Source organism: Micromonospora sp. ABR4_055, from assembly GCF_056160425.1.
Genome location: NZ_JBSWXD010000035.1, coordinates 1 through 23,453, shown reverse-complemented (window position 1 = coordinate 23,453; position 23,453 = coordinate 1). Strand labels below are relative to the sequence as shown.

Annotated in this window: 23 protein-coding genes, 1 tRNA gene and 1 pseudogene; 20 read left to right on the top strand and 5 right to left on the bottom strand. The window is 72.6% G+C overall.

The genetic code is table 11. From position 1 onward, the window contains the following. Positions 1 to 7 precede the first annotated feature (7 nt). Together ACXAHD_RS11095 and ACXAHD_RS11090 are read left to right on the top strand one after the other, a co-directional pair. On the top strand, positions 8 to 691 hold the full coding sequence (locus ACXAHD_RS11095) for a hypothetical protein (protein WP_281551788.1): 684 nt from the start codon (positions 8 to 10) through the stop codon (positions 689 to 691). Continuing rightward, the gene (locus ACXAHD_RS11090; RefSeq protein WP_281551787.1) at positions 688 to 1,716 is read left to right on the top strand and encodes a nucleoside triphosphate pyrophosphohydrolase; all 1,029 of its coding nucleotides are present in this window, start codon (positions 688 to 690) and stop codon (positions 1,714 to 1,716) included. Before ACXAHD_RS11095 ends, ACXAHD_RS11090 begins: the two co-directional genes overlap by 4 nt. 35 nt (positions 1,717 to 1,751) lie before the next feature. Here ACXAHD_RS11090 and ACXAHD_RS11085 read toward each other — a convergent pair whose 3' ends face one another. Continuing rightward, positions 1,752 to 2,348, bottom strand: coding sequence for a signal peptidase II (locus ACXAHD_RS11085; protein ID WP_281551786.1), 597 nt, complete (start codon positions 2,346 to 2,348; stop codon positions 1,752 to 1,754). A 239-nt stretch (positions 2,349 to 2,587) separates the two neighbouring features. Here ACXAHD_RS11085 and ACXAHD_RS11080 point away from each other — a divergent pair, with 239 nt between their 5' ends. From ACXAHD_RS11080 to ACXAHD_RS11070, 3 genes are all read left to right on the top strand, one after another. After that, positions 2,588 to 3,292 (top strand): bacteriorhodopsin, encoded by a 705-nt coding sequence (locus ACXAHD_RS11080; protein WP_281551785.1) that lies wholly within the window; start codon positions 2,588 to 2,590, stop codon positions 3,290 to 3,292. Then, complete coding sequence (locus ACXAHD_RS11075; protein ID WP_281551784.1) at positions 3,289 to 4,470, top strand: Brp/Blh family beta-carotene 15,15'-dioxygenase; 1,182 nt, start codon at positions 3,289 to 3,291, stop codon at positions 4,468 to 4,470. Before ACXAHD_RS11080 ends, ACXAHD_RS11075 begins: the two co-directional genes overlap by 4 nt. 349 nt (positions 4,471 to 4,819) lie before the next feature. Next, complete coding sequence (locus ACXAHD_RS11070) at positions 4,820 to 6,436, top strand: DUF885 domain-containing protein (protein ID WP_281551783.1); 1,617 nt, start codon at positions 4,820 to 4,822, stop codon at positions 6,434 to 6,436. On the opposite strand, the gene nudC is transcribed toward ACXAHD_RS11070, so the two are convergent. Together nudC and ACXAHD_RS11060 are read right to left on the bottom strand one after the other, a co-directional pair. After that, the gene (gene nudC, locus ACXAHD_RS11065) at positions 6,422 to 7,267 is read right to left on the bottom strand and encodes an NAD(+) diphosphatase (RefSeq protein ID WP_281567262.1); all 846 of its coding nucleotides are present in this window, start codon (positions 7,265 to 7,267) and stop codon (positions 6,422 to 6,424) included. The two genes, ACXAHD_RS11070 and nudC, sit on opposite strands and share 15 nt — an antisense overlap. A 10-nt stretch (positions 7,268 to 7,277) precedes the next feature. Then, a complete protein-coding gene (locus tag ACXAHD_RS11060; protein ID WP_289211363.1) occupies positions 7,278 to 7,988 on the bottom strand; it encodes a hypothetical protein in 711 nt (236 codons plus the stop codon). Positions 7,989 to 8,203: 215 nt separating this feature from the next. Here ACXAHD_RS11060 and eno point away from each other — a divergent pair, with 215 nt between their 5' ends. Beyond that, positions 8,204 to 9,487: a phosphopyruvate hydratase gene (gene eno / locus ACXAHD_RS11055; RefSeq protein WP_281551780.1), complete on the top strand. Its 1,284-nt coding sequence runs from the start codon at positions 8,204 to 8,206 to the stop codon at positions 9,485 to 9,487. A gap of 91 nt (positions 9,488 to 9,578) precedes the next feature. On the opposite strand, the gene ACXAHD_RS11050 is transcribed toward eno, so the two are convergent. Next, the gene (locus ACXAHD_RS11050) at positions 9,579 to 9,764 is read right to left on the bottom strand and encodes a hypothetical protein (protein ID WP_475050224.1); all 186 of its coding nucleotides are present in this window, start codon (positions 9,762 to 9,764) and stop codon (positions 9,579 to 9,581) included. A gap of 25 nt (positions 9,765 to 9,789) precedes the next feature. Here ACXAHD_RS11050 and ACXAHD_RS11045 point away from each other — a divergent pair, with 25 nt between their 5' ends. From ACXAHD_RS11045 to ACXAHD_RS10990, 12 genes and pseudogenes are all read left to right on the top strand, one after another. Continuing rightward, a complete protein-coding gene (locus ACXAHD_RS11045) occupies positions 9,790 to 10,491 on the top strand; it encodes a septum formation initiator family protein (RefSeq protein WP_281555716.1) in 702 nt (233 codons plus the stop codon). Then, complete coding sequence (locus tag ACXAHD_RS11040) at positions 10,488 to 11,042, top strand: DUF501 domain-containing protein (RefSeq protein ID WP_475050221.1); 555 nt, start codon at positions 10,488 to 10,490, stop codon at positions 11,040 to 11,042. The genes ACXAHD_RS11045 and ACXAHD_RS11040 overlap by 4 nt, the downstream gene beginning before the upstream one ends. Positions 11,043 to 11,051: 9 nt before the next feature. Then, positions 11,052 to 11,579, top strand: coding sequence for an amino-acid N-acetyltransferase (locus ACXAHD_RS11035; RefSeq protein ID WP_281551779.1), 528 nt, complete (start codon positions 11,052 to 11,054; stop codon positions 11,577 to 11,579). A gap of 86 nt (positions 11,580 to 11,665) precedes the next feature. Next, the gene (locus ACXAHD_RS11030; protein ID WP_281555714.1) at positions 11,666 to 12,652 is read left to right on the top strand and encodes a Ppx/GppA phosphatase family protein; all 987 of its coding nucleotides are present in this window, start codon (positions 11,666 to 11,668) and stop codon (positions 12,650 to 12,652) included. A 141-nt stretch (positions 12,653 to 12,793) separates the two neighbouring features. Beyond that, on the top strand, positions 12,794 to 13,501 hold the full coding sequence (locus tag ACXAHD_RS11025; protein ID WP_281551778.1) for a dienelactone hydrolase family protein: 708 nt from the start codon (positions 12,794 to 12,796) through the stop codon (positions 13,499 to 13,501). Positions 13,502 to 13,609: 108 nt separating this feature from the next. Beyond that, positions 13,610 to 14,350, top strand: coding sequence for a uracil-DNA glycosylase (locus tag ACXAHD_RS11020; RefSeq protein ID WP_475050251.1), 741 nt, complete (start codon positions 13,610 to 13,612; stop codon positions 14,348 to 14,350). 47 nt (positions 14,351 to 14,397) lie between these two features. Further along, positions 14,398 to 15,141, top strand: a complete 744-nt coding sequence (locus ACXAHD_RS11015; protein ID WP_281551777.1) for a DUF4129 domain-containing protein — start codon at positions 14,398 to 14,400, stop codon at positions 15,139 to 15,141. Continuing rightward, positions 15,134 to 15,718, top strand: coding sequence for a hypothetical protein (locus ACXAHD_RS11010; RefSeq protein WP_281551776.1), 585 nt, complete (start codon positions 15,134 to 15,136; stop codon positions 15,716 to 15,718). The genes ACXAHD_RS11015 and ACXAHD_RS11010 overlap by 8 nt, the downstream gene beginning before the upstream one ends. Next, positions 15,715 to 16,704 (top strand): annotated as a pseudogene (locus ACXAHD_RS11005) (AAA family ATPase); the annotation flags it as partial. The gene ACXAHD_RS11010 and the pseudogene ACXAHD_RS11005, both read left to right, overlap by 4 nt. 211 nt (positions 16,705 to 16,915) lie before the next feature. After that, positions 16,916 to 18,331 (top strand): DUF58 domain-containing protein, encoded by a 1,416-nt coding sequence (locus ACXAHD_RS11000; protein ID WP_281551774.1) that lies wholly within the window; start codon positions 16,916 to 16,918, stop codon positions 18,329 to 18,331. After that, positions 18,328 to 18,891 (top strand): hypothetical protein, encoded by a 564-nt coding sequence (locus ACXAHD_RS10995; RefSeq protein ID WP_281551773.1) that lies wholly within the window; start codon positions 18,328 to 18,330, stop codon positions 18,889 to 18,891. Before ACXAHD_RS11000 ends, ACXAHD_RS10995 begins: the two co-directional genes overlap by 4 nt. 94 nt (positions 18,892 to 18,985) lie before the next feature. Further along, positions 18,986 to 20,335 carry an NAD(P)/FAD-dependent oxidoreductase gene (locus tag ACXAHD_RS10990; RefSeq protein WP_281551772.1) on the top strand — a complete coding sequence of 450 codons (1,350 nt, stop codon included), beginning with the start codon at positions 18,986 to 18,988 and terminating at the stop codon, positions 20,333 to 20,335. Here the strand turns inward: ACXAHD_RS10990 and ACXAHD_RS10985 are convergent. Beyond that, the gene (locus tag ACXAHD_RS10985; protein WP_281551771.1) at positions 20,328 to 22,190 is read right to left on the bottom strand and encodes a hypothetical protein; all 1,863 of its coding nucleotides are present in this window, start codon (positions 22,188 to 22,190) and stop codon (positions 20,328 to 20,330) included. The two genes, ACXAHD_RS10990 and ACXAHD_RS10985, sit on opposite strands and share 8 nt — an antisense overlap. Before the next feature lie 139 nt (positions 22,191 to 22,329). Between ACXAHD_RS10985 and ACXAHD_RS10980 the strand changes: the two genes are divergently transcribed. Beyond that, positions 22,330 to 22,410: transfer RNA gene (locus ACXAHD_RS10980), tRNA-Leu, on the top strand. A gap of 164 nt (positions 22,411 to 22,574) precedes the next feature. Further along, positions 22,575 to 23,396: a Bax inhibitor-1/YccA family protein gene (locus ACXAHD_RS10975; RefSeq protein ID WP_281551770.1), complete on the top strand. Its 822-nt coding sequence runs from the start codon at positions 22,575 to 22,577 to the stop codon at positions 23,394 to 23,396. The last annotated feature ends 57 nt before the right edge of the window (positions 23,397 to 23,453 follow it).

Here is a 23,453-nt window from a genome sequence, read left to right as displayed (position 1 = left end):
GTCGTCCATGCAGCGTGTCCGTCGTCTGGCGTCGATCACCGTCATTGCCCTGGTCGGGGTCGCCGCACTGTCCGCCTGTCGGTCGCAGCCCGGGGTCGCCGCCTACGTCGGCGACGAGCAGTACACCGAGGAGCAGGTGACCAGCCTCATCGACGACATGGCCGACCAGCTCGGCGAGCAGGCCGACCAGCAGGGTGCCCCGCCGCTGCCGACTCGGCAGCAGGTGGTCAGCGCTCTGGTGCTCGCCGACGTCTGCGCCCAGCTCGATGCGCCGAGCGGCGCGCAGCCGGTCTCCCCGGAGCAGTTGGGTCTGCCGCCCGCATCGGAGTACGGGCAGACGGCTTCGCAGGCCTGGACCTGTATCGTCGGTCTGCAGGCCGGCGGCCAGGTGCAGCCGACCCGGGAAGAGCTGTTCGACCTGGTCGAGAAGGGCCGGGCCGCTGGGGTGATCCCGGACGAGGTCACCGACGAGGAGGCCGCCGGCCAGCTCGACGGTGAGCAGTTGCGCTCCTCGCTGGCCGCCCGCGATGCGCTCGCCGACGCGGTCGCCGAGCAGGACGTGACGGTCAACCCGCGGTACCGTCCGCTGGAGTTTCCGGTGCTCAGCTTCCAGGCGCCTCAGGGCAACGTGATCGCGGTCGGCATCCCGCTGGGCGACGGCGACTCGGGCACGGTCTCCGAACGGCAGTGAACCCCCGGATCATCCTGCTGGTCACCTCGCCCCGGCTGCCGGCCGGGCTGCTCACCGCGCAGGCCTGGGACGTCGTACGCCGGTTTCCGGTGTTCGCCGCCGCGGACAGTGAGCTGGCCGCGGCGGTCAGCGTCGCCGGTGGCGCTGTCACTGTGCCGGCACCGAAGTCGGAGTCGGTTGAGGAGACGCTGCTGGCGGCCGCCGCCGAGCACGGTACGGCGGTGTGGCTGGCCGGTCCGGCCGGTGACGAGGACCTGGCCCGCCAGCTGGGTCTGCGGCTGGCCCGCGAGCCCGCACTGGCCGAGCTGGAGCTGATGTACGGCTCCTGGGATCCGCCCGGCGCCCGGCTGCTCGACGCGGTCGAGGTGATCGACCGGCTCGTCTCACCGGGCGGCGATCCGTGGAAGCGGCAGCAGACCCACGACTCGCTGGCGCGGTATCTGCTGGAGGAGAGCTACGAGGCGTACGACGCGATCTCCGCCGGTGACCTGACGGCGCTGCGCGACGAGCTGGGTGACGTGCTGCTGCAGGTGGTGCTGCACGCCAGACTCGCCCAGGAGCTGCCGGACGGTGAACGCTGGGACGTCGACGACGTGGCCGGTGGCCTGGTGGCGAAGATGATTCGCCGCAACCCGCACGTCTTCGCCGGTGTCGCGGTGGCCGACGTCGATGAGATCATCGACAACTGGGAGCGGATCAAGGCCGCCGAGCGGGCCGCGTCGGGTGTCGCTTCCGAGGCGGGCGGCACTGCCTCACCGATGGACGGGATCGTGCTCGCCCAGCCGGCGTTGTCACTGGCCGACAAGGTGCTGCGGCGGGCTGGACGCGCTGGGGTCGACGTACCGCTGCCGCAGCCGGACGCGGCCGACCTGAAGCCGGACGGTGCGGCGGATCCGTCGACGCGGCTCGGCGCGCAGTTGCTTGCGCTGGTCGCGCAGGCCCGAGCCGACGGCCTGGACGCCGAAGGCGCGTTACGCCGGGCAGCCCTCGCGTACGCCGCCGCCGTCCGCGCCGCGGCCGGGTGACGACAGTGACCGGGTGACGGCGGTGTGGCGTGGCGTCACCGGTCGGCACCGTCACCGGTCGTCGGCTCGGATACCTCCGGGCGGAGCCGGATGCCGATCAGTTCCAGGGTGAGGAACGTGACGACGCCGAAGAAGAGCGCGATGTCGGCGACGTTGCCGATGAACCAGTCGAAGTACGCGATGAAGTCGACGACGTGGCCCTGCCCGAACGACGGCTTCCGGAACAGCCGGTCGAGCAGATGGGTGAACGCCCCACCCAGCACCAGGCCGAGCGCCGTTGCCCAGGCCCGGGAGCGGGCCCGCCACGCGAACCAGGCGGTCACGCCGACGCCTATCGCGGCGGCGATGGTGAAGATCCACGTGGTGTTCTCGCCAAAGGAGAACGCGGCACCCGGGTTGTAGATCAGTTGAATGCCGAGGGCGTCGCCGATCAGCGGGGTCCGCTCGCCCCGGGTCAGCGTCGCCTCCGCCCACATCTTCGTCAGCTGGTCGACGACGAGCACCGTGGCGGCGATGACGAAGGCGAGCCATGGGGCGCGGCGGGTCCACCGTTGCCGCCGGGGCGCGCGTGCTGCCGTACCGCCGTCGGTCGGTTCGTGGATGCTCTCGTCGGTGCCGGCCTGCTCGTTCATGATCGGTGATTCTCCCACCGCTGCCCGGAAGTGCACAGCCGCGTCGACAGGCTCTCCGGACCCACGCCCGCACCCGGCCCGGCAGGTCGGAGCACGCCACTGGCTCCGCCTGCACGACTCAAGCCTAGGTGGACGGTGCACCTGGCAGGTCGGCTGATGTTGCGAATGGCCACCAAGAGCGTGGCAAGGGGATACCGTTGGGAGGATGTTCCGGCGGGCTTCCCGACTGCGGAGGGTTCGTGGTGTCGCAGTTGTGGTTGTGGTCCTTCGTGGTGGTCGCGCTCGGTGCCGTGCTGTACTTCGTCCGCTGGATGCGCGAGCCCAAGGGCGTCCCGGTCGCCGTGTACCTGCTCGCGATCGTCATCCTGATCTGGTCTGCCATCTGGCACTCGGTGATGGCGCTCGGCGGCACCCTGACCACGGTCGGCGACCATGCCGTGCACTGGGGGTACTACGCCGACTGGATCGTCACCGCCCCGTTGCTCGGCTACGCGCTGGTGCTGGTCGGAACGCATGCGTCGGCCGGCAGGAGGACCGACCTGGTGGCCCTCGTGGTAGTGACCAGCGTTCCCATGATCTTCTGCGGACTGGTCGGTGACCTGGCGCTCGAACCGACCACGCGGTACCTCGCCTACGGCGTAGGCGTGCTCGCGCTCGGCGCCAACTATGCCGTGATCTGGGGGCCGCTGCGCAGAGCGGCGGCCCAGCAGCCGGACCACATGCGGACTCACTTCAACCAGTTGGCGGCGCTGCTCAGCGCCCTGTGGCTCGGCTTCACCCTGGTCTGGCTGGTGGGGCCAGCCGGTCTCGGCGTGTTCGATGAGCCCACCACGACGGCGGTGTTCGTGGTCCTGACGGTGCTGATGAAGATCGTGTGGAGCGCGTTCGACCTGGGGCGGCTGCGGTTGTTCGCCAACCGGGATGCGCTGCACGTCGTGCATTGAGTGCCGGCCGCTGGCTGCTGCGCCGTGCCGGGCGGGTCGTCGTCCCGGCGTTCGGCGCGGTGCTGCTGATCCAACTGCCGGTGCTGAGCCACCCGACATCAACGGCCGATTCCACGCTGCCGTTGCTGGTGGGGCTGTTACTCGGCCTACCCCACGGTGCCGTTGACCATCTGGTGCCGGCCTGGCTGAAACCCGCCGCCGACGAATGGCGAGCACGGGCAGGTCTACTCGTCGGGTACGTCTGCCTCGCAGTCCTCGTCTGGTGGATCTGCTACCGCGCCCCCGGTCCGGCGTTCGTCGCCTTCCTCATCCTCGCGATGGTCCATTTCGGCGCCGGTGACGAGGCGTTCCACCGGCAACGGGACGCGCGACGAACACCGACTCGGCCGTACGCCGTGCTCGCCTACGGAGCGCCGCCGGTGCTGCTGCCGCTGACGCTCTGGCCGGACCAGGTTGATCCGCTGCTGGAGAGCATCGGCGCCGGTTCGGCGTACCTCCTGAGCACCGAGGCCCGGGTGACTGCCGTAGCGCTCGCTGGCGCGGCGGTGGTCGCCACCATGGTCGACGACCTGCGGGCTGGCCGGCGCGGTGACGCCGGATACCTCGGGCTGCTGATCGCCGTGTTCGTGCTGGTGCCGCCCGCGTGGGCGTTCGGCACCTACTTCGCGGCGGGTCACTCGGTGCGGCATGTGGCCCGGCTGCTGGTGGCCGACCCCGGCAACGCTGCCACCCTGGCCGCCGGTCGGCTCGGTCCGGCAATGTGGCGGTTCGCTGCCCAGGCGGCGATCCCTACCGGGGCCGTACTGGTTGTCCTGGTGCCGTTCGCCGTCTCGGCCACGCCGGAAGTAGGGCTGTCCACTGGTTTCGCGGTGTTGGCCGGGTTAACCGCGCCGCACGCCCTGCTGGTGTTCTGGCTCGACCGGCGCGGCGTCGACTACCCGGCGGGAGGGGGGTCGGTCCGGCGAATCTCGACCCAACCCGATGGCGAGGCCGGTCGCGACGATCAGTACGCCGACGCTCTGCCCGGCCGACGGCGGTTCCCGGTCGAGCAGAGCGGCCGAGACGAGGGTGGCGACCGGCAGCACACCGATGAACATGCCGGCGCGTTCCACCCGAGCCGGCGCAGCCCGGTGAACCAGGCCAGGAACCCCACCACGGTCAGAATCACCGCCAGGTAGCCGAGCGCCGCCGCCTCGGCCGCCGTCGGTAGCCGCCAGCGGGTCGCCTCCCCGGCGACGAGCGCGGCCAGCGCGAAGATCGGCACCGCCAACCCGCAGCTGTACGCGGAGACCCGTACCGCCCCGAGCTGGTCCAGCAGGGCGGCGGCGAGCAGTGAGAACGCCACCTCGCCGGCGAGCGCCCGGTTTCGCTGTCCGCAGCCCGGCTCGGGCCGCCACCACCGGCGGCTCGGCCCGGACTGGTGCTCGGCTATGCCGCGTATTGACCGGACGAACTGGAGTCGGCGGTCCGGACACTCGCCGGGTTGCTCGACGCACAGCGTCGGTGGGATGGCCTAGGGTCGGTGGCATGGCGTCGTTCGTACCTCTGGCTGAACGCATCATCGACGCGCTGCTCGCCAGCGACCCCGCTCTGGCGTCGTCGGCCGGCGACCACCGCCACGACGACCGGCTGCCGGACCTGTCGGTCGACGGGGTCGCCGCGACCGCGACGATGCTGCTGGATGCCACCAACGCGCTCGCCGAGGTGGACGCGGACATGCTGTCCACCCAGGAGCGGGTGGACCACACCATCCTGTCGGCCATGGTCGACCGGCGGCTGTTCGAGCTGACCGAGGTGCGCTCCCGGGAGTGGAATCCGCTGGTCTACAACCCGGGGGCGCTACTGCACGGGCTGATCGCCCGCCCGTTCGCGCCGGCCGCGCAGCGGCTGACCAGCCTGGCCGGGCGGCTCGGCGCCGTACCGGACGTGCTGGCCACCGCCCGCGAGACGCTGCGCGGCGTGCCGGCTATCCACGCCGAGACCGCCGCCGGCCAGTTCGCCGGTACCGCCGCGCTGGTTCGCGACCAGGTGCCGGGGCTGCTGGCCGAGGAGCCGGGGCTGCGGGACAAGGTCGAGCCGCTGGCGGCCGAGGCGGCGTTCGCGTTGGACGAGTTCGCCGGCTGGCTTCGCGACAGCCTGGACCGCGACGTCGACCGGCGGGATCCGCGGCTGGGCCGGCGGCTGTGGGAGGCCCAGCTGTGGCACACCCTGGACACCGAGCTGACTGCCGCCGACGTACTGGACCGGGCCTGGGCGAACCTGGAGCGGGTGACCGGTGAGATCCGGGTGGCGGCGGCCGAGCTGACCGGTGGGCCGGCCACCGACGAGACGGTACGCACCGCGCTGGCCCGGTTGGCCGCCGAGCATCCGGACGACTCGTCCATCGTGTCGCTGGCGCAGACCGCGATGCGGGAGACAACCGAGTTCGTCGCCGCTCACGATCTGGTGTCGATGGTGGACGACCGGTGCGTCATTCAGGAGATGCCGGAGTTCGCCCGGGGCGTCGCGGTGGCCTACTGCGACCCGCCGGGGGTGCTGGAGCGGGCCGATGTACCGACGTTCTACTGCATCGCACCGACGCCGGCGGGCTGGCCGGCCGGGCGGGTCGAGTCGTTCTACCGTGAGTACAACGACCACATGGTGCGCAACCTGACCGTGCACGAGGCGATGCCGGGGCACTTCCTGCAGTTGGCGCACGCCCGCCGGTTCCTCGGCACCACCCGGGTGCGGGCGGTCGGCCGGTCCGGGCCGTTCGTCGAAGGCTGGGCGGTGTACGCCGAGGAGATGATGGTCGACGCCGGTTTCGGCGGCCTGCCGGTACGGTTGCAGCAGTTGAAGATGCAGCTGCGGATGACCATCAACGCGATCCTGGACCAGTTGACGCACTGCGCGGAGCTGCCGCAGGCCGAGGCGATGGCGTTGATGACCGGCCGCGGCTTCCAGGAGGAGGGCGAGGCGGCCGGCAAGTGGCGGCGGGCGCTGCTGACCTCCACCCAGCTGTCCACGTACTTCGTGGGCTACGCCGAGGTGGCGCAGGTGGCGACGGCGCGGCCGGCCGGCGTACCGGCGCGGCAGTGGCACGACGCGATGCTGGCGCACGGCTCGCCGCCGCCGCGGCACCTGCCGGCGCTACTGCCGGTCTGACCTGCCGGCGCGCTGGTGTTCGATCAGCCAGCGGGAGATCGAGTACGCCGCCGGCAGTTCGGTCGGCAGATCGTCCAGGGCGAACCAGCGGGCCTCGGCGATTTCCCGGCCGTCGACGACCGGTTCGGCGTCCGGCGCGGCGCGGGCGGTGAAACCGGCGAGCACCACGCCGGGTCCGGACATCGCCCACGGCTGGCTGCCGAAGTAGTCCACCTTGTGCACGTCGAGGCCGACCTCCTCGGCGACCTCGCGGTGCACCGCCTCCTCCAGCGTCTCGCCGGCCTCGACGAAGCCGGCGACCAGGGCCCAGACGGCGGTTGGCCCGTAGGTGTGCCGGACCAGCAGCAACTCGTCACCGTCGGGGCCGGGACTGCGGGTGACCGAGGCCAGCACGGCAGGGGAGAGCTGCATCGGTACGTACAGGTCGCAGCCGGGGCAGCGGCGGGCATGCTCGCCGGGCACCTCGACCAGTTCTGTGGCGCAGGCTCCGCAGAACCGGTGGGTACGCCGCCAGGTGATCACCTGCAGGGCACGTCCGGCGAGCGCGGCGAGTGGCTCACCCAGCTCGCCGGCCATCGCCGGCCAGCTCCGCCAACCGCCGAGCTGGTCGTCGACGGCGGGCAGGCCGGCTGCCCACACCCGGGTGCCGTCCAGACTGCCCAGCGGCACCCACTCGGTGCCGGCCGGTAGATCGGCCACCGACGGTAGTCCGCCGTCGGCTCCGACCAGCAGCCGGCGGCCGGCCACCACCAGACACGGATCGGCCGGGTCGGCGCCCTGGCCCACCCGGGCATCGGGTACGAATCGGCTGGGCGGGGCCGGGTCGGCCACGGACGGCCCGCTACGCCGGGCTGGGTCGACGGTCGACGGACCGGGCTCCGTGGGGGAGCGTGAAGGCGGTCTCGTCGGCAGTGTCACTGTACCGGCTTATCGCGAATTCAACGGTCTGTCCATCGACCACCCCGGTGAAGCTGCCCAGCGCGCCTTCGGTGGTGACACACACGTCGAACCGGGACACCGCCGCCCCCTGCACCTGGCTGACCTGCACACAGGTGGCGTGTCTGCCGGCGATCGTGGTGTCGTTCTGGCTCACCACGGCCGCCGGATCCAACGCGGTGGCGTTGAGCAGCGTGATCACCACCGGTGGGGTCACCAGGCCGCCGGCGTTGGCGTCGGTGAACAGCTCCGGATCCGGTTGGGCGGAAGGGGGCGGCCCGCTGGTCAGGGTGCAGACCGGCGGGGAGTCGTCGGTGTCACACTCGGTGGTGGTCTCGTCGGTGACGATCAGCTTGCCGCCCGGGTAGACGTACGCGGTACGTTGCGGGGTCTGCGCCTGCACGATGCTGGCACTGGCCCCGCCGACCAGCTGGTACTCGGCCGAGTAGGTCAACGCCCTGGCTCCGTCGAGTCGGGCGGCCAGCTCGTTGACCAGGTCGGCCGGCTGGATGGTCTGGCCGGCGTCGGCGATGGTCTGACAGCCGGCGACCAGCAGCAGCGTGCCGGCGGTGGTGGCCGCTGCGGCGCGGCGGAACCGGTTCTCCGTTGCACGCATGGTGACAGGGTGACCGATCCTGTCCACCCGCCGCAAACCGATTGCCATCAATGTCAGTAAATGGGATCGATGCCGGATCCGGGTGGTTCCCGACGTGTACATCCCGCGTTTCGGAAGCCAGCGCCCGCAGCGTCACCGTCGCCCGATACGCTGCCACCGGAACGGTCGGCCGCACCGTCGCGGCCTTGCGGGACTTGATCACGAGGAGCGACACAGTGGCTACCATCGAGGGAATCGTCGCCAGGGAGATTCTCGATTCGCGCGGCAATCCGACCGTCGAGGTCGAAATCGGGCTCGACGACGGCACCATCGCCCGCGCCGCAGTGCCGTCCGGCGCGTCCACCGGAGCCTTCGAGGCGATCGAGCTGCGTGACGGCGACGAGAACCGCTACTCCGGCAAGGGCGTCGAGCAGGCGGTGGCCAACATCGAGGAGCGCATCGTCGACCAGTTGGTCGGTTTCGAGGCGAGCGAGCAGCGGCTGATCGACCAGAAGATGCTGGATCTGGACGGCACCGCGGACAAGTCCGGGCTGGGCGCGAACGCCATTCTCGGCGTTTCCCTGGCGGTCGCGAAGGCCGCCGCGAACAGCGCCGAGCTGAGCCTGTTCCGGTACCTCGGCGGGCCGAACGCCCACCTGTTGCCGGTGCCGATGATGAACATCCTCAACGGTGGCGCGCACGCCGACTCCAACGTCGATGTGCAGGAGTTCATGATCGCCCCGATCGGCGCGCCGACCTTCCGGGAAGCGCTGCGCTGCGGTGCCGAGGTTTACCACAAGCTCAAGTCGGTGCTGAAGAAGAAGGGCCTGGCCACCGGCCTCGGTGACGAAGGTGGCTTCGCTCCGGACCTGCCCACCAACGCCGCCGCGCTGGATCTGATCGCCGAGGCGGTCGGTGCCGCCGGCTACCAGCTCGGCACCGACATAGTGCTGGCGCTCGACGTCGCCGCCACCGAGTTCCACCGCGACGGCGCGTACGTCTTCGAAGGCGCCGGCAAGACCTCCGACGAGATGGTCGCCTACTACACCAAGCTGGTCGGCGAGTACCCGATCGTGTCGATCGAGGACCCGCTGGGCGAGGACGACTGGGCCGGCTGGTCGGCGATGACCGCCGCGCTCGGCGACCGGATCCAGATCGTCGGCGACGATCTGTTCGTCACCAACCCGGAGCGGATCGCCCGGGGCATCGCCGAGCAGGCGGCGAACGCCGTACTGGTCAAGGTCAACCAGATCGGCTCGCTGACCGAGACGTTCGACGCGGTCGAGCTGGCCCACCGCAGCGGATTCCGCTGCATGATGAGCCACCGGTCCGGCGAGACCGAGGACACCACGATCGCCGACCTCGCGGTGGCCACCGGCTGCGGCCAGATCAAGACCGGCGCCCCGGCCCGCTCCGAGCGGGTGGCCAAGTACAACCAGCTGCTGCGGATCGAGGAGGAGCTGGCCGACGCGGCGCGCTACGCCGGGGCCGGCGCGTTCCCGAGGTACCGTTCCGCCTAGCGTCCCGCCGGTTCGACCGGCCCGGTCCTGGTGACCGGGCCCGGTCCGACCGGTTCCGGTGGGAAGGGGGTGTTACCCGGCACCGATGGACCTAGAAACAGCCCATACCACCACCCCACAGGGGAGGGGGGGGGGGGAAACCCGCCCCCGCCCCCCCCCCCCCCCCAATCCCCCCCCCCCCCCCCCCCCCGCCCACCCCCCCCCCCCCCCCCCCCCCCCCCCCCCCCCCCCCCACCCCCCCCCCCCCCCCCCCCCCCCCCCGGTCCCGTACAGCCAACCGCCCGGGGAGGGGTGTGACGACGGTGCCGCAACGGCGCACACCGAGTGGTCAGGGCCCGGCCCGCCGGCCGGGACAGCCCGGCCGGTCCGGCTCGCGCGGGCCACTGCGACTCGCCGGCCGGGACACCGGTTCCGACAGCGGGTCCCGGGCCGACCAGCGTAACCGGGCGACCCGGTCGGCCGGTGCCGACCGGTCCGCCGCACCCCGATCCGGCGTGCCCCGGTCCGCTGCGGGCCGCACCGGTGACCCGGGTCGCCCGGCCAGCCGCCCGGCCGCTGGTCGCCGGGTGTCCGGCGGCCCGGTCAAGCGGACCACCGCGCCGCAGCCCAACCGGTTCACCGGCCGGGCCACTGTGCTGCTGGTGGTGCTGGTCGCCCTGGCGCTGGCGTACACCTATCCGGTGCGGGTCTACCTGGCCCAGCAGTCCGACATCGCCCGCATCGAGCAGGCCCAGCAGGCTCAGCGCGAGCGGATCGCCGAGCTCAACGCGCAGGCCGAGCGCTGGCAGGACCCGGACTTCATCCGGATCGAAGCGAAGCGCCGGTTCTACATGGTCTATCCGGGCGAGGTCCCGCTGCTGGTGCTGCACGATCCGGACGGTGCCGCCCGCGACTCGGGCGAGCCGGTCGAGCCGGCCGGCGGGCGCGACGGCCCGGCCGGCCCGTGGTACGACACGCTCTGGTCGAGCGTGCAGGCCGCCGACGCGGAGGGCATCTCCCGGTGAGCGAAGCAGCGAATGGAGGCGACGGCACCGTGCCCGACCGGGCCACCCGCGAAGCAGCCGACGAACACGATCTCGCGGCGGTCGCCGCGCAGCTCGGCCGGCCGCCCCGCGGCACCAGGGCGGTCGCCCACCGTTGCCCGTGCCAGCTGCCCGACGTGGTCGAGACGGTGCCCCGGCTCGCCGACGGCACGCCGTTCCCGACCCTGTTCTACCTCACCTGCCCCCGGGCGACCGCGGCCTGCAGCCGGCTCGAATCGGCCGGACTGATGCGCGAGTACGCCGCCGAACTGGCCGAGGATCCGCAGTTCGCCGCCGACTACCGGGCGGCGCACGAGGACTACCTGACCCGGCGGGAGGCGATCGGCCACGTCCCGGAGATCGCCGGAGTGTCGGCCGGCGGCATGCCGGGCCGGGTCAAGTGCCTGCACGTCCACCTGGGTCACGCGCTCGCAGTCGGCCCCGGCGTCAACCCGATCGGCGACCGGGTGCGGGAGCTGATCGGCCCCTGGTGGGCCGGCGGCCCCTGCGTACCGCCGCCGGAGTCGGACTAGGTGACCGGCGTGACGGATCCCGGATTCGATGCCGGGCTGGTCGTCCGCCGGGCCCGGACCCGCGACGTACGGGGTATCCGCCGGCTGATCGACCTGTACAGCCCGGACCGTCGACTGCTCAGCAAAGCCACGGTCACGCTGTTCGAGGACGTGCAGGAGTTCTGGGTCGCCGAACGGCCAGCGGACGGGGCGATCGTCGGCTGCGGCGCGCTGCACGTGATGTGGGAGGACTTGGCGGAGATCCGTACCGTCGCGGTCGACCCGCAGTGCCGGGGCCGGCGGATCGGGCACCGGATCGTGACGGAGCTGCTCGCCGTCGCCCGTCAGCTGGGGGTGGCGCGGGTGTTCGTGCTCACCTTCGAGACCAGGTTCTTCGCCAGCTTCGGCTTCGTCGAGATCGACGGGGCTCCGGTGCCGGCCCAGGTCTACGAGCAACTGCTGCGTTCGTACGACGAAGGCGTCGCCGAGTTCCTCGGGTTGGAGCGGGTCAAACCGAATACGCTCGGCAACTCCCGGATGCTGCTGCACCTGCGGTGACGTGCGACGTACCCGGGCCCGACGGTGTCGGCCGCCGGCCCGGCAGCGGCTGCGCACCCGGTACGGTGTCCGGTGTGGCGACACGGGTGGCGGGCATCGACTGTGGCACCAACGCGGTCCGGTTGCTGATCGCGGACCTGCCGGACCTGCGGCAGCCAGCAGAATCCGGGACCGGCTCGGCCCCGGAAGCCGGCTCGCCGGCTGGGTCGGTCGCCGCGCCGCTGACCGACGTGGTCCGCCGGATGGAGATTGTCCGGCTCGGGGAAGGCGTCGACCGGACCCGCCGGCTCGCCCCGGCGGCCATCGAACGGACCCGGCAGGCTCTCACCGGGTACGCCGCCGAGCTGGCCGAGCACGGTGTCGAGCGGGTTCGGATGTGCGCCACCTCGGCCAGCCGCGACGCCGACAACGCCGACGAGTTCGTGGCAATGGTGCAGGCCACCCTCGGAGTGACCCCGGAGGTGGTGACCGGCGACGAGGAGGCCCGGCTCACCTTTGCCGGGGCGGTCGGTGGGCTGGCGGCCACCGCGCCGGCACCGTATCTGGTGGTGGACATCGGCGGCGGGTCCAGCGAGTTCGTCGTCGGCGCTGACACGGTGCACCGGGCGGTGTCGGTGGACGTCGGCTGCGTACGGATGACCGAGCGGCACCTGCGCGCCGATCCGCCGACCGCCGCCCAGATCGCCGCCGCCGAACGCGACATCGCGGCGGCGGTTGACCAGGCGTTGTCGGTGGTGCTGGGGCCGGACCGGTCCGGCCCGCCGCCGACGCTGGTCGGGCTCGCCGGGTCGGTGACCACGGTGGCCGGGATCGCGCTGCGGCTGGACAGCTACCGGGCGGACAGGCTGCACCACGCCCGGATCAGCTACGACCAGGTGGCCGAGGTGACCGCCGACCTGCTGGCCATGCCGGTCGGGCAGCGGCTGCGGATCCCGGTGATGCACCCGGGCCGGGCCGACGTGATCGCCGCCGGTGCCCTGGTGCTGCGGATCGTGATGGAACGCGCCGACGTGTCGTCGGTGGTGGCCAGTGAGCACGACATCCTGGACGGGATCTGTCTGAGTTTGCGGTGACCAGCAGACGTACCGTAGCTCACCAAGAGGCGTACGCCACCCTCCGCGCGCCTTCCCCGGCCCCACGGCTCGTGTCAGGCTACCCGGACACGTGCCCCACTGCGCGCCAGCCAACGATGACTGACCGACAGGAGGACCCCCATGGGCGAGATGGTGAGCTACCGCAGCAACGGCGGGACCAGCGAGGGATACCTGGCCCTGCCGCCGGCATCCGGGGGTGGCGGCGCGGCGGGCGCCGCACCTGCGGTCATTGTGATCCAGGAATGGTGGGGGCTGGTGCCGCACATCACCACGGTCGCCGACCGGCTCGCCGAGGCGGGGTTCGTGGCCCTCGCCCCTGACCTCTACCACGGCGTACAGGCGACCGAGCCGGATGACGCCCGCCGGCTGCTGATGGGCCTGGCGATGGACCAGGCGGCCAAGGACATCGCGGGCGCCGCCGAGTACCTCGCCGGCCGGGCCGAGTCGGCGGGCGACACCGTAGGTACAGTCGGCTTCTGCGCCGGCGGCAGCCTGGCGCTCTGGTCGGCCACGCTGGCCGGGCGGATCGTCGCCACCGCCGGGTTCTACCCGGCGTTGCCGTGGGAGCGGATGCGTCCCGACTGGGCGGGCTACGCCGGCAAGTCGGCGATGATCCACTGCTCGGAGCAGGACGGCACCTCCGCCGCCGACGGGATCCAGCAGGCCAAGGGCTACATCGAGGCGGCCGGCGGCGGCTGCGTGGTCTACGACTACCCTGGCACTCGGCACGCGTTCTTCAACGACGACCGGCCGGAGTCGTACGACGACGACGCGTCGACGCGTGCCTGGGCGCGGACCCTGGAGATGTTCCGGACCCGACTCGGCTGACGCCGCGGCCGGCCGGTCGCGGTCTCGCGGTACGTCGTCCGCTGGCGACCGACGTCGGAAGGAGCCGTGGTGACCGGTACCGCAGCCGACGTGACCAGCGCAGCCGAGGTGATCAGCGCCAGCGCGGCCGACGTGACCAGCGCGGCGGCGCGGGTGCCGGACCTGCCGACGCTGGACCACGCGATTGCCGGCTGCCGGGCCTGCCCGAACCTGGTCGCCTGGCGGGAAGAGGTCGCCGCGACGAAGCGCGCGGCGTTTCGGGACCAGACCTACTGGGGCCGTCCGGTACCCGGATTCGGGCCGCCGGACGCCCGGATCGCGATCCTCGGGCTGGCACCGGCGGCGCACGGCGGCAACCGCACCGGCCGGGTCTTCACCGGCGACCGCTCCGGCGACGTGCTGTTCGCCGCACTGCACCGCGCCGGGCTGGCCAACCAGCCGACCAGCGTCGCCGTCGATGACGGTCTGCGGCTGTCGGACACCCGGGTGGTGGCCGCTGTCCGCTGCGCCCCGCCGGCGAACCGCCCCACCCCGGCCGAACGGGACACCTGCGCGCCCTGGCTGCACCGGGAGATCGCCCTGCTGAAACCGACGCTGCGGGTGGTGGTCGCGCTCGGCGCGTTCGCCTGGGCGGCCTGGTGGCCGGCGATGACCGGGGTGTACGGGCGACGACCGCCCACACCCCGGCCGGCGTTCGGCCATGGGGCACACTGGTCGGGCGGCGGGGCGGTGCCCGACGTGCTGGGCTGCTACCACGTCAGCCAGCAGAACACGTTCACCGGACGGCTCACGCCCGCCATGCTCGACGAGGTGTTCACCGAGGTGAATCGCCTGGCGGGGCGGAATTGACCGGGCCGAGACGACCACTGGAGGACCCGAGGGGGCACCCGCCGGCAATGGATTCCGCGGCTATCCGCAGGCTGTGGCCACTCGCCGCCGTCGCCGTACTGCTCGCGCTGACCGCGGTCGCGGCGGCGAACTCCACCCTGCCGGTCGGTCGCACCGACGCCGCCGTGGAACGGGACCTACCCGCGCTGCCGGACTACCAGCAGCCGCAGACGGCACCGACGTACCAGCCGCCGCCGGACGACTTCGCCGCCGCCGACCAGCAGCAGCTTCCATCCTGGATCCCGCTGCTCGCCGGGGCGCTGTGCGGCCTCGCCGTGCTGGTCGTCGCCGGTCTGCTGCTGTGGACCCTGCTGCGCGACGTGGTGCGCCGCCGACCCCGGTCGACCCCGGTCGGTATCCGGCGGCGGAGCACGTCACCGCCCGGCCCGGCCAGCACGGCCGAAGTGGTCGCCGCCGTCGACGCCGGTCTGGTCGAGCTCTCCGCTGCCGACGCCGACCCGCGCCGGGCGGTGATCGCCTGCTGGGTACGCCTGGAGCAGGCCGCCGCCGCGGCCGGCACGCCGCGCCAGATTGGTGACACCCCGACCGATCTGGTCACCCGGCTGCTCGCCGGGCACGAGATCAGCGCCGAGGTGCTGTCGGCGTTCGCGGGCGTCTACCGGGAGGCCCGCTACGCCCGGCACGACGTCGACGAACGGACCCGGGAGCAGGCGCGGTGGGCGCTGCGCCGGCTGCGTACCGAGCTGACCGCCGCGGTCGGCCCCGGCGAAGGCGGGCCGGCTGGTGAGTGACCCGCAGACCAGCATCGACGACCTGCTCTACCACGACGAGGAGGCACCGCCCCGCGAGCGTCGCGCACCCGGCCGGGTCCGGTCCTGGCTGACCGCACTGCTGCTGGCCGCCGCCGGCACTGCGGCCGTGCTGCTCGGGCTGCGGCTGTTCGGCCTGACGGTGCCGGTCGAGGCGGTCTTCGCCGGCTGCCTCGCGTTGGTGGTGCTGCGCCGCACCGTACGGTCGGTCGCCGCCCCGCCCCCGGTCAAGCTGCGCCGGGTCGGCTCCGACCCGGAGGACGGCAACTACGTTTTCGGCAGCGAGGACGGCCTGCGGGAGGCGGTCGGCCGGTGGGAACGCCGGCTGCGGGCCGGTCAGGGCGACGCGGGCCGGTTCGCCGAGGTGACCCTGCCGGTGCTCGGTGAGCTGGTCGACGAGCGGCTACGGCACCGGTACGGGCTGACCCGGGCCACCGACCCACAACGGGCCCGGGAGATCTGCGGGGACGAACTGTGGAACTTCCTGAACACCCCGGCCCGGCGTAAGCCGTCGGCAAAGGACTGCGCGGTGTTCGTCAGCCAATTGGAGAAAATATGAACGACGTGGTGGCAGCCCCGACCACCGAGGTCAGCCGGCTCGCGCACGCCGTACTGGACTCGGTCGGCACCGTGCTGGTCGGCAAGCGGGACGCGCTGGAGCTGGTCCTCGCCGGCATCCTCGCCGGTGGGCACGTGCTGCTGGAGGACCTCCCCGGGCTGGGTAAGACGTTGACCGCCCGGTCGTTCGCCCAGGCGTTGGGGCTGGACTTCCGTCGGCTGCAGTTCACCCCCGACCTGCTGCCGGCCGACGTCACCGGTTCGTTCCTCTACGACCAGCGCAGCGCTGACTTCACCTTCCGGGCCGGTCCTCTGTTCACCAATCTGCTGCTCGCCGACGAGATCAACCGGACACCGCCGAAGACCCAGTCGGCGCTGCTGGAGGCGATGCAGGAGAAGCAGGTGTCGGTCGAGGGGGTCACCTACCGGCTGGAGGCGCCGTTCCACGTGCTGGCCACCGCCAACCCGATCGAGTACGAGGGGACCTACCCGCTTCCCGAGGCGCAGCTGGACCGGTTCCTGCTGCGGGTGTCGTTCGGCTACCCCAGCCACGAGGAGGAGTGGGAGGTACTGCGTCGGCGCATCTCCCGCCGCCAGGAGGAGACCGAGCTGGCCGCCGTGGTCGACGCCGCCGGGCTGCGCGCCATGCAGGCGGCGCTGGAGAACGTGGTGGTCGAGGACTCCATCGGCCGGTACATCGTGGCCCTCACCGCGGCCACCCGGGAACACCCGTCGGTCCTGGTCGGAGCGTCGCCCCGGGGTTCGCTGGCGCTGCTGCTGCTGGCCCGGGCCAAGGCGGTGCTGGCCGGCCGGGACTTCGTCGTGCCGGAGGACGTCAAGGAGGTGGCCGCCCCCGTACTGGCACACCGGATCACCCTGCGGCCGGAGATGTGGCTGCGTCGGGTGGATCCGTCGTTCGTGGTCGGCGAGGTACTGGCGCAGACCCCGGCCCCGGCCAGCGGCGCTCTGCCCAGTTACGGCGGCGGGTACGGTCCACCGGGCAAGGGGGGGGGGGGGGGGGGGGGGGGGGGGGGGGGGGGTAGGGGTTTGGGGGCTTGTGTGTTCGGGGTGGGTAGGTTATTTACACCCCCCCCCCCCCCTCCCCCCCCCCCCCCCCCCACCCACCTCTCCCACCCCCCCCCCCAAACCCCCCCCCCCCCCCCCCCCCCCGCGGCGCCGTGACCGGCGGCGGCGTGTCATGACCGCCACGCAATGGCAGCCGACCCGGGCGCTGGGCCGGGCGGTGTTGATCACCGGGCTGCTGCTGATCACCGGAGTGATCCTCGGCCGGGTCGACCTGGTCGCGCTGGCCACCCCGTTCGCGCTGGGCACCGCGTACGCGCTGCGCCGCCGACCGGCCGCCGCGCCGGTGCTGGACCTCGGGGCGGTTGACGCCAACCTCGTCGAGGGCGGCCAGATCGGTGCCCGGGCCGCCGCGGCCAACCCGGCCGACGCCGACTACGACCTGGTGGTGGTACGCGCGTTGGTGTCGCCGTGGCTGCGCATCGACGAGGTCGGGGTGCTGGCGCCGATCTCGATCGACCCGTCACCCGGCGGCGGCCAGCTGCTGGTACTCGAACGGTTGGCGGCGGCGGCCCGACCCCGCCCCAGTGGTGGGGTGCCGGACCGTCCGTTCGGTCTGGCGGTGCCGACCGGCTCGGCGGCCGGCTTCGAGCTGACCGGGGTGGCGCTGCGCTGGGGCCGCCAGCCGGTCGGGCCGGTCGCCGCGCGGGCGATCGCCTGCGACGGGCTGCTGTCCTGCCGGCCGGTGGTCGCCGAACCGGTCCGGGTGCCGGTCTACCCGGTGATCGACCCGTTCAACGCCGACGAGGCGATGCCCCGCGCCGCCGGGCTGGTCGGTGGGCACCGGTCCCGCCGGCCGGGGGAAGGCGGCGAACTGGCCGGGGTGCGCATCTTCGGCCCCGGCGACCGGCTGCGCCGGATCGACTGGCGGGTGTCGCTGCGGGCCCGGCAGCTGCACGTCGCCGCGACCCTGTCCGACCGCGACGCCGAGGTGGTGCTGCTGCTCGACGTCCTCACCGAGGTCGGCCGGTCCGGCGGGGTGTCCGGCGGTGCGTCGGTGCTGGACACCACGGTCCGGGCGGCGGCCGCGATCGCCGAACACTACCTGCACCGCGGTGACCGGGTGTCGATGCTGGAGTACGGGCCGACGGCTCGCCGGCTGCGTCCGGCCACCGGCCGTCGGCAGTACCTGACGGTCCTGGAGTGGCTGCTCGAGGTCGAGGTGCGGCCCACCCCGTACGAACCGTACGACCAGGTCTTCGGCCCGCAGCTGCTCTCCTCGGACGCGCTGGTCGTGGTGCTGACCCCCCTGGTGGACCCGCGGTCGGCGGAGATGCTGGCCCGGATGGCCCGGTCGGGGCGGATCGTCGTCGCCGTCGACACCCTGCCCACCACGGTGGCGCCGCCGCCCCGGCAGGGTCAGTGGACCGAGGTGGCGTACCGGCTGTGGCGGCTGGACCGGGAGAACACCGTCGGGCAGCTGCGCGAACACGGCGTACCGGTGGTGACCTGGGCCGGGGCCGGCAGTCTCGACCAGGTGCTGCGGGACGTGGCCCGGCTGGCGTCGGCGCCCAAGGCGGTGCTGCGATGATCACCGCGATCCGGGACCGGGTGGTGGCGGTGCGCACCGGTTTCACCCGGGTCACCCTCGCGCCGGTGCTGCTACGGGGCCTGGTAGCGGTCACCGCGCTGCTCGCCTTCGGGCTCGCGTACCCGGCCGAGGTCTTCCTCGGCCGGGCCGGCCCGGTGCTGCTCGCCGTCGCGCTGCTGCCGGCGTTGGCGCCGCGCGGGCACGCGCCGACGGTGACGATCCTGGTCGGGGTCGGCGGCTGGGTGCTCGCCACCACCGGGTACGGGATCCCGGTGCAGCTGTGGCGGCTGCTGGCGGTCGGCGCGCTGCTGTATCTGACCCACAGTCTCGCCGCGCTGGCCGCCGCCGTGCCGTATGACGTGGTGCTGGCCCCCGAGGTCGCGGTGCGCTGGTCGACCCGGGTGGCGGCGGTGCTGCTCGCCTCGGCGGTGCTGGTGGTGCTGCTGATCACCGCCGCCGGCCGGACCGCCGGTCAGCCGTTCCTGCTCGCGGTGCTGGCCGGGCTGGTGGTGGCGGTCGGCGCCGTCGCCCTGCTCGCCACCCTGGGCCGACGCCGCTGACCTGCCGGCGTGCGGCGGCTCACACGGGCGTGCTCGGTCACATATCTGGCCTTCGAGGCGGCGTCAAGAGGCAACCGGGAGGAAGATGGGGTACGTGAACAGGCAACGGATCCTTGTCGTCGGTGCCGGGCATGTCGGTCTCTACGCTGCCCTGCGCCTGTCCCGCAAGATGCGCCGGGGCGAGGTCGAGGTGATCGTGGTCGACCCGCAGCCGCACATGACCTACCAGCCGTTCCTGCCGGAGGCGGCGGCCGGCAACATCTCACCCCGGCACTCCGTCGTGCCGTTGCGCCGGGAACTGCGCCGCTGCCATGTGATCGCCGGAGCGGTGACCAGGATCGAACACGCCCGCAAGGTCGCCGAGGTGCAACCCATCGTCGGGCCGCCCCGGGAGATCGGCTACGACCATGTGATCGTCGCCCCCGGTTCGGTGTCCCGCACCCTGCCGATTCCCGGCCTGCGGGAGCACGGCATCGGGTTCAAGACCATCGGTGAGGCGATCTACCTGCGTAACCACGTCCTGGAGCGGCTCGACGTGGCGGCGGCGACCGCCGACGAACAGGTTCGCCGGACCGCGTTGACGTTCGTCTTCGTCGGCGGCGGCTACGCCGGCATCGAGGCGCTGGCCGAGATGGAGGACATGGCCCGGGACGCGCTGCGCTACTACCCCGAGCTGAAGCCGACGGACATGCGCTGGGTGCTGGTCGAGGCGACCCAGCGGGTGCTGCCCGAGGTCGACCGGGACATGGGCGCCTACACGGTGCAGCAGCTGGTCAAGCGGGGGATGGACATCCGGTTGGACACCCGGCTGGAGTCCTGCGTCGACGGGCTGGTGCGGCTCTCCGACGGCGACAGCTTCCCGGCCGACACGATCGTCTGGACGGCCGGGGTGAAGCCGTCGCCGATGCTCGATGCCACCGATCTGCCCCGCGACGAGCGGCGGCGGATCAGTTGCCGGCCGACGCTGCAGGTCGTCGACGGCGACCGGACGGTCGACGGAGCGTGGAGCGCCGGTGACTGTGCCGCGGTGCCGGACCTGACCGGCCCGCCCGGGGCGTACTGCTCGCCGAGCGCCCAGCACGCGGTGCGCCAGGCCCGGACGATGGCCGACAACATCCTGGCGGTGGTCCGCGGTCAGCAGCCGGTCGAGTACCGGCACAAGCACGCCGGCAGCGTGGCCAGCCTCGGCCTGCACAAGGGCGTCGCCCAGGTGTACGGGATCAAGATGACCGGGCTGCCGGCCTGGTTCATGCACCGTACGTACCACATGAGCCGGATCCCGTCGCTGAACCGTAAGGTGCGGGTGATCGTCGACTGGACACTCGCGCTGGTGCTCAAGCGTGAGGTGGTGGCGCTCGGGCAACTGCACGACCCGCGTGAGGAGTTCCTCGGGGCGACCCCGCAACTCGACCAGCCGGGTGCCGCGCCAGCCCGGGTCAGCTGACCGGCCAGGTCCAGGCGTCGGCTACCCGCTGGCCCGGCCCGAGCAGGTCCTCGGTGGTCTGCCGCAGCTCGGCGGCGTGCGTGGTGCCGTCCATCAGCACCACGCAGTCGGCGCCCCAGCGGGTCAGGTCACGACGGGCCCGGGCGCGTTCCTCGTCGGTGATTTCCGGCACCTCGCCGGTCCGGGCCACCTCGGCGAGGATCTTCGACGTCGGCAGTTTGAACGTGCCCATTGAGGCGTCGCCACCCGGGGCGTACGGGCCGATGAAGAACCCTTCCGGCATGCCGAAGGCGACCGTGGTCGCGGTGGCCCAGGCCATCGGCCACGGCTGCGGCGGGGTGGCGGGCGGCACCGGCACCAGCACGCCGCCGGACGGTACGCAGGTGCGCCAGTGGCCGCCGACGATGAACTCCGGCAGCGGGTCGCGGTCCATCGCCGGCAGCGGGGCCGGCGCGACCGGGAGCAGCGCCACCGCGACGACGGCCGGGCCAGCCAGCCGGGCCGGTCGCCAGGCGAGCCGCAACGCCCGGTCGACGGCGAGGGTCAGGATGACGGCGATCAACGGGATCACCGCGAGAGCGAACCGCATCGGCAGCGCGCCGTCCACCACCGGCATCCCGTCCAGCAGGGCGTACGGCCCCGGGACGTCAGTCCTGGTTCCCTCCACGACGATCCGCGGGCCGAGCGAGAGCCCCGCCATCAGCAGCGTCCCGGCGGCGCAGGCGATGACCACCGGTCGCCGGATCAACCAGGCGGTGGCGGCGACCGTGACCAGCACCAGCGGCCAGCCGAGGAAGGTGTTGTACTCGGCCGGTCCGGTGGTCAGCTCGGCGGCGGCCGCCGAACCGGCCACCGACAGCTCGGACACCGCCGGCCAGCTGGCCAGGTCGGCCGAGAAGTACGCCGGGTCGAAGACGCCGTCGGAGACGCCCTGCGGTCCGGCGAACTGGAACCACAGCGGATAGCCGAGCAGCACCACGCCGACGGCCACGGCGACCAGCATCCCGGCGACGAAGTTCGGCAGGATCCGCCACACGTACCGGGGTCTGGTCGCGGCGAACGCCGCCGCCATGATGATCAGCGTGACGGCGGTGAGGAAGAGTACTTCCTCGCCGACGAACACCTGGACCGCGACGACCACTCCGAGCCAACCGCCGGAGGCGACGACCCGGCGGCGGTCGGGTCGGCCGGCCGGCCCGAGGATCCGCCCGTCGGGTGTCGAGCCGGTCGGATCGGCGGCCCGCATGATCCGGATCAGCAGCCACACCATGACCGGGATCAGCCACAGCGCGGTCATGTGCAGGTGGCTGTTGCTCTGCGAGACCATACCGGGGGCGAACCCGCAGAACGCTCCGCCGGTCGCCGCGGCCAGCCGGTGCGCGCCGAGGGGCCGGGCGAACAAAAAGTAGAACGCGATCGCGCTGGCGGCCAGGTTGCCGGCGACCAGCAGCGCGAAGCTCACCGGGGCACCGAAGAGCACCGTGACCGGGGCCATCAGGAAGCCGAGCGCGATGACCGTCGTGTTGGCCATCAGGTTCACCCCGTCGGGGGCGTTCAGCCGGTCGCTGAGCAGGCCGAAGTCGCCGAACAGCAGCCGCGCGTCGCTGGCCAGGAACCACTCGTACAGGGTCTGGTCCTCCGGGTTGAACGCCAGCAGGTGGGCACCGGGTGCGGGCCAGAGCCGGTGGGTCAGCAGGCCGGCGAACAGGACGAAGAGCAGGCAGATCATGGCGTCCACCCGGTGTCCACGGGCCGCTGCGGCGATTCGGGACCACCGGGAGTCGGCCGCCGAGGGTCCGCCGGGCCGGGGCGGGACGGGGCCGGTGTCCTGCGCTGCGGTTGCTGAGCGGCTCACGGTTCGCACCCTAGTGCCGTCGACCGGCCGGGCTGCGTCCGGCTGGGCGCGACCCGCTACCGTGACATCTGCCGTCGCGTACCAGCGCGCGGCGTGTCGGCGATCGGGTCCGACCGGGCGCACCCCGGCCGACCCGCCGGCCCGGGTGGTGGAATGGCAGACACGGCTGCCTTAAAAGCGGCTGCTGAAAAGCGTGCGGGTTCGATTCCCGCCCCGGGTACTCGGCGTCACCTGGTGCCGTCCGAGCCCGGCCCGTTGGTCGGAGCCCGCCCGGTTCCACCGGTCAGAGCCCGCCTTCGGCCGGCGGTACTGCACGGTGTCGATCGAGCCGTCTACCCTTGACCTCACACCATCGTGTGACAACCCCCTGAGGGAGGCTGGACAGTGAAGACATCCAACCCGGTCCTGGCCCGGCTCGGCCAGGCGGCCGAGCGGGAGCGGGCCACCGGGTACGCCCCCGCCGGTCCCTACGGGCAGCCCGGCACCGGGCAGCCATATCCGACGCAGGCCGGTCACCCGGCCGCGCCACCCACCGTCGCGCCGATGACGGTCGACGACGTCGTCGTCAAGACAGTCACCCTGCTCGGCATCACCGGGCTGTCGGCGGCGGCGGCCTGGATCCTGGTCCCCGACTCGCTGCTGTTCGGCGCCTGGATCGGCGCCGCGATCGTCGGTCTGGTGCTGGGGCTGGTCATCTCGTTCTCCCGGGTCGCGAACCCGGCGCTGGTGGTCACCTACGCCGTCGTCGAAGGTGTCTTCGTCGGTCTGGTCAGCAAGTTCTTCGAGGTGATCGCCGGCTACCAGGGCATCGTCCTGCAGGCGGTGGTAGCGACCTTCGGTGTCTTCTTCCTGATGGCCGCCCTCTACAAGATGAAGGTCATCCGGGCCACCCCGAAGTTCACCCGTGGCCTGATCGCCGCGATGGTCGGCGTCTTCGCGGTCATGATGATCAACCTGGTGTTGTCGCTCTTCGGCGTCGACACCGGGCTGCGTAGCGGCGGTCCGGTCGCCATCATCTTCAGCCTCATCTGCATCGTGGTCGCCTCGCTGAGCTTCGTGTTGAGCTTCCACGAGGTCGAGGAGGGCGTCCGGCTCGGCCTGCCGCAGCGCTACTCCTGGACCGCTGCGTTCGGCATCCTGGTCAGCCTGATCTGGCTCTACATCGAGATCCTGCGCCTGCTCAGCTTCTTGCAGGGCGACGACTGACCGTCCATCAGCGCCGGGGGGGGGGGGGGGGGGGGGGGGGGGGGGGGGGGGGGGGGG

Bases quoted from the DNA above. Each gene is read 5' to 3' on its own strand.
- ACXAHD_RS11095 (WP_281551788.1), top strand. From the start codon at position 8: ATGCAGCGTGTCCGTCGTCTGGCGTCGATCACCGTCATTGCCCTGGTC.
- ACXAHD_RS11085 (WP_281551786.1), bottom strand. From the start codon at position 2,348: ATGAACGAGCAGGCCGGCACCGACGAGAGCATCCACGAACCGACCGAC.
- ACXAHD_RS11070 (WP_281551783.1), top strand. From the start codon at position 4,820: ATGGCGTCGTTCGTACCTCTGGCTGAACGCATCATCGACGCGCTGCTC.
- ACXAHD_RS11060 (WP_289211363.1), bottom strand. From the start codon at position 7,988: ATGCGTGCAACGGAGAACCGGTTCCGCCGCGCCGCAGCGGCCACCACC.
- ACXAHD_RS11025 (WP_281551778.1), top strand. From the start codon at position 12,794: ATGGGCGAGATGGTGAGCTACCGCAGCAACGGCGGGACCAGCGAGGGA.
- ACXAHD_RS11015 (WP_281551777.1), top strand. From the start codon at position 14,398: ATGGATTCCGCGGCTATCCGCAGGCTGTGGCCACTCGCCGCCGTCGCC.
- ACXAHD_RS11000 (WP_281551774.1), top strand. From the start codon at position 16,916: ATGACCGCCACGCAATGGCAGCCGACCCGGGCGCTGGGCCGGGCGGTG.
- ACXAHD_RS10995 (WP_281551773.1), top strand. From the start codon at position 18,328: ATGATCACCGCGATCCGGGACCGGGTGGTGGCGGTGCGCACCGGTTTC.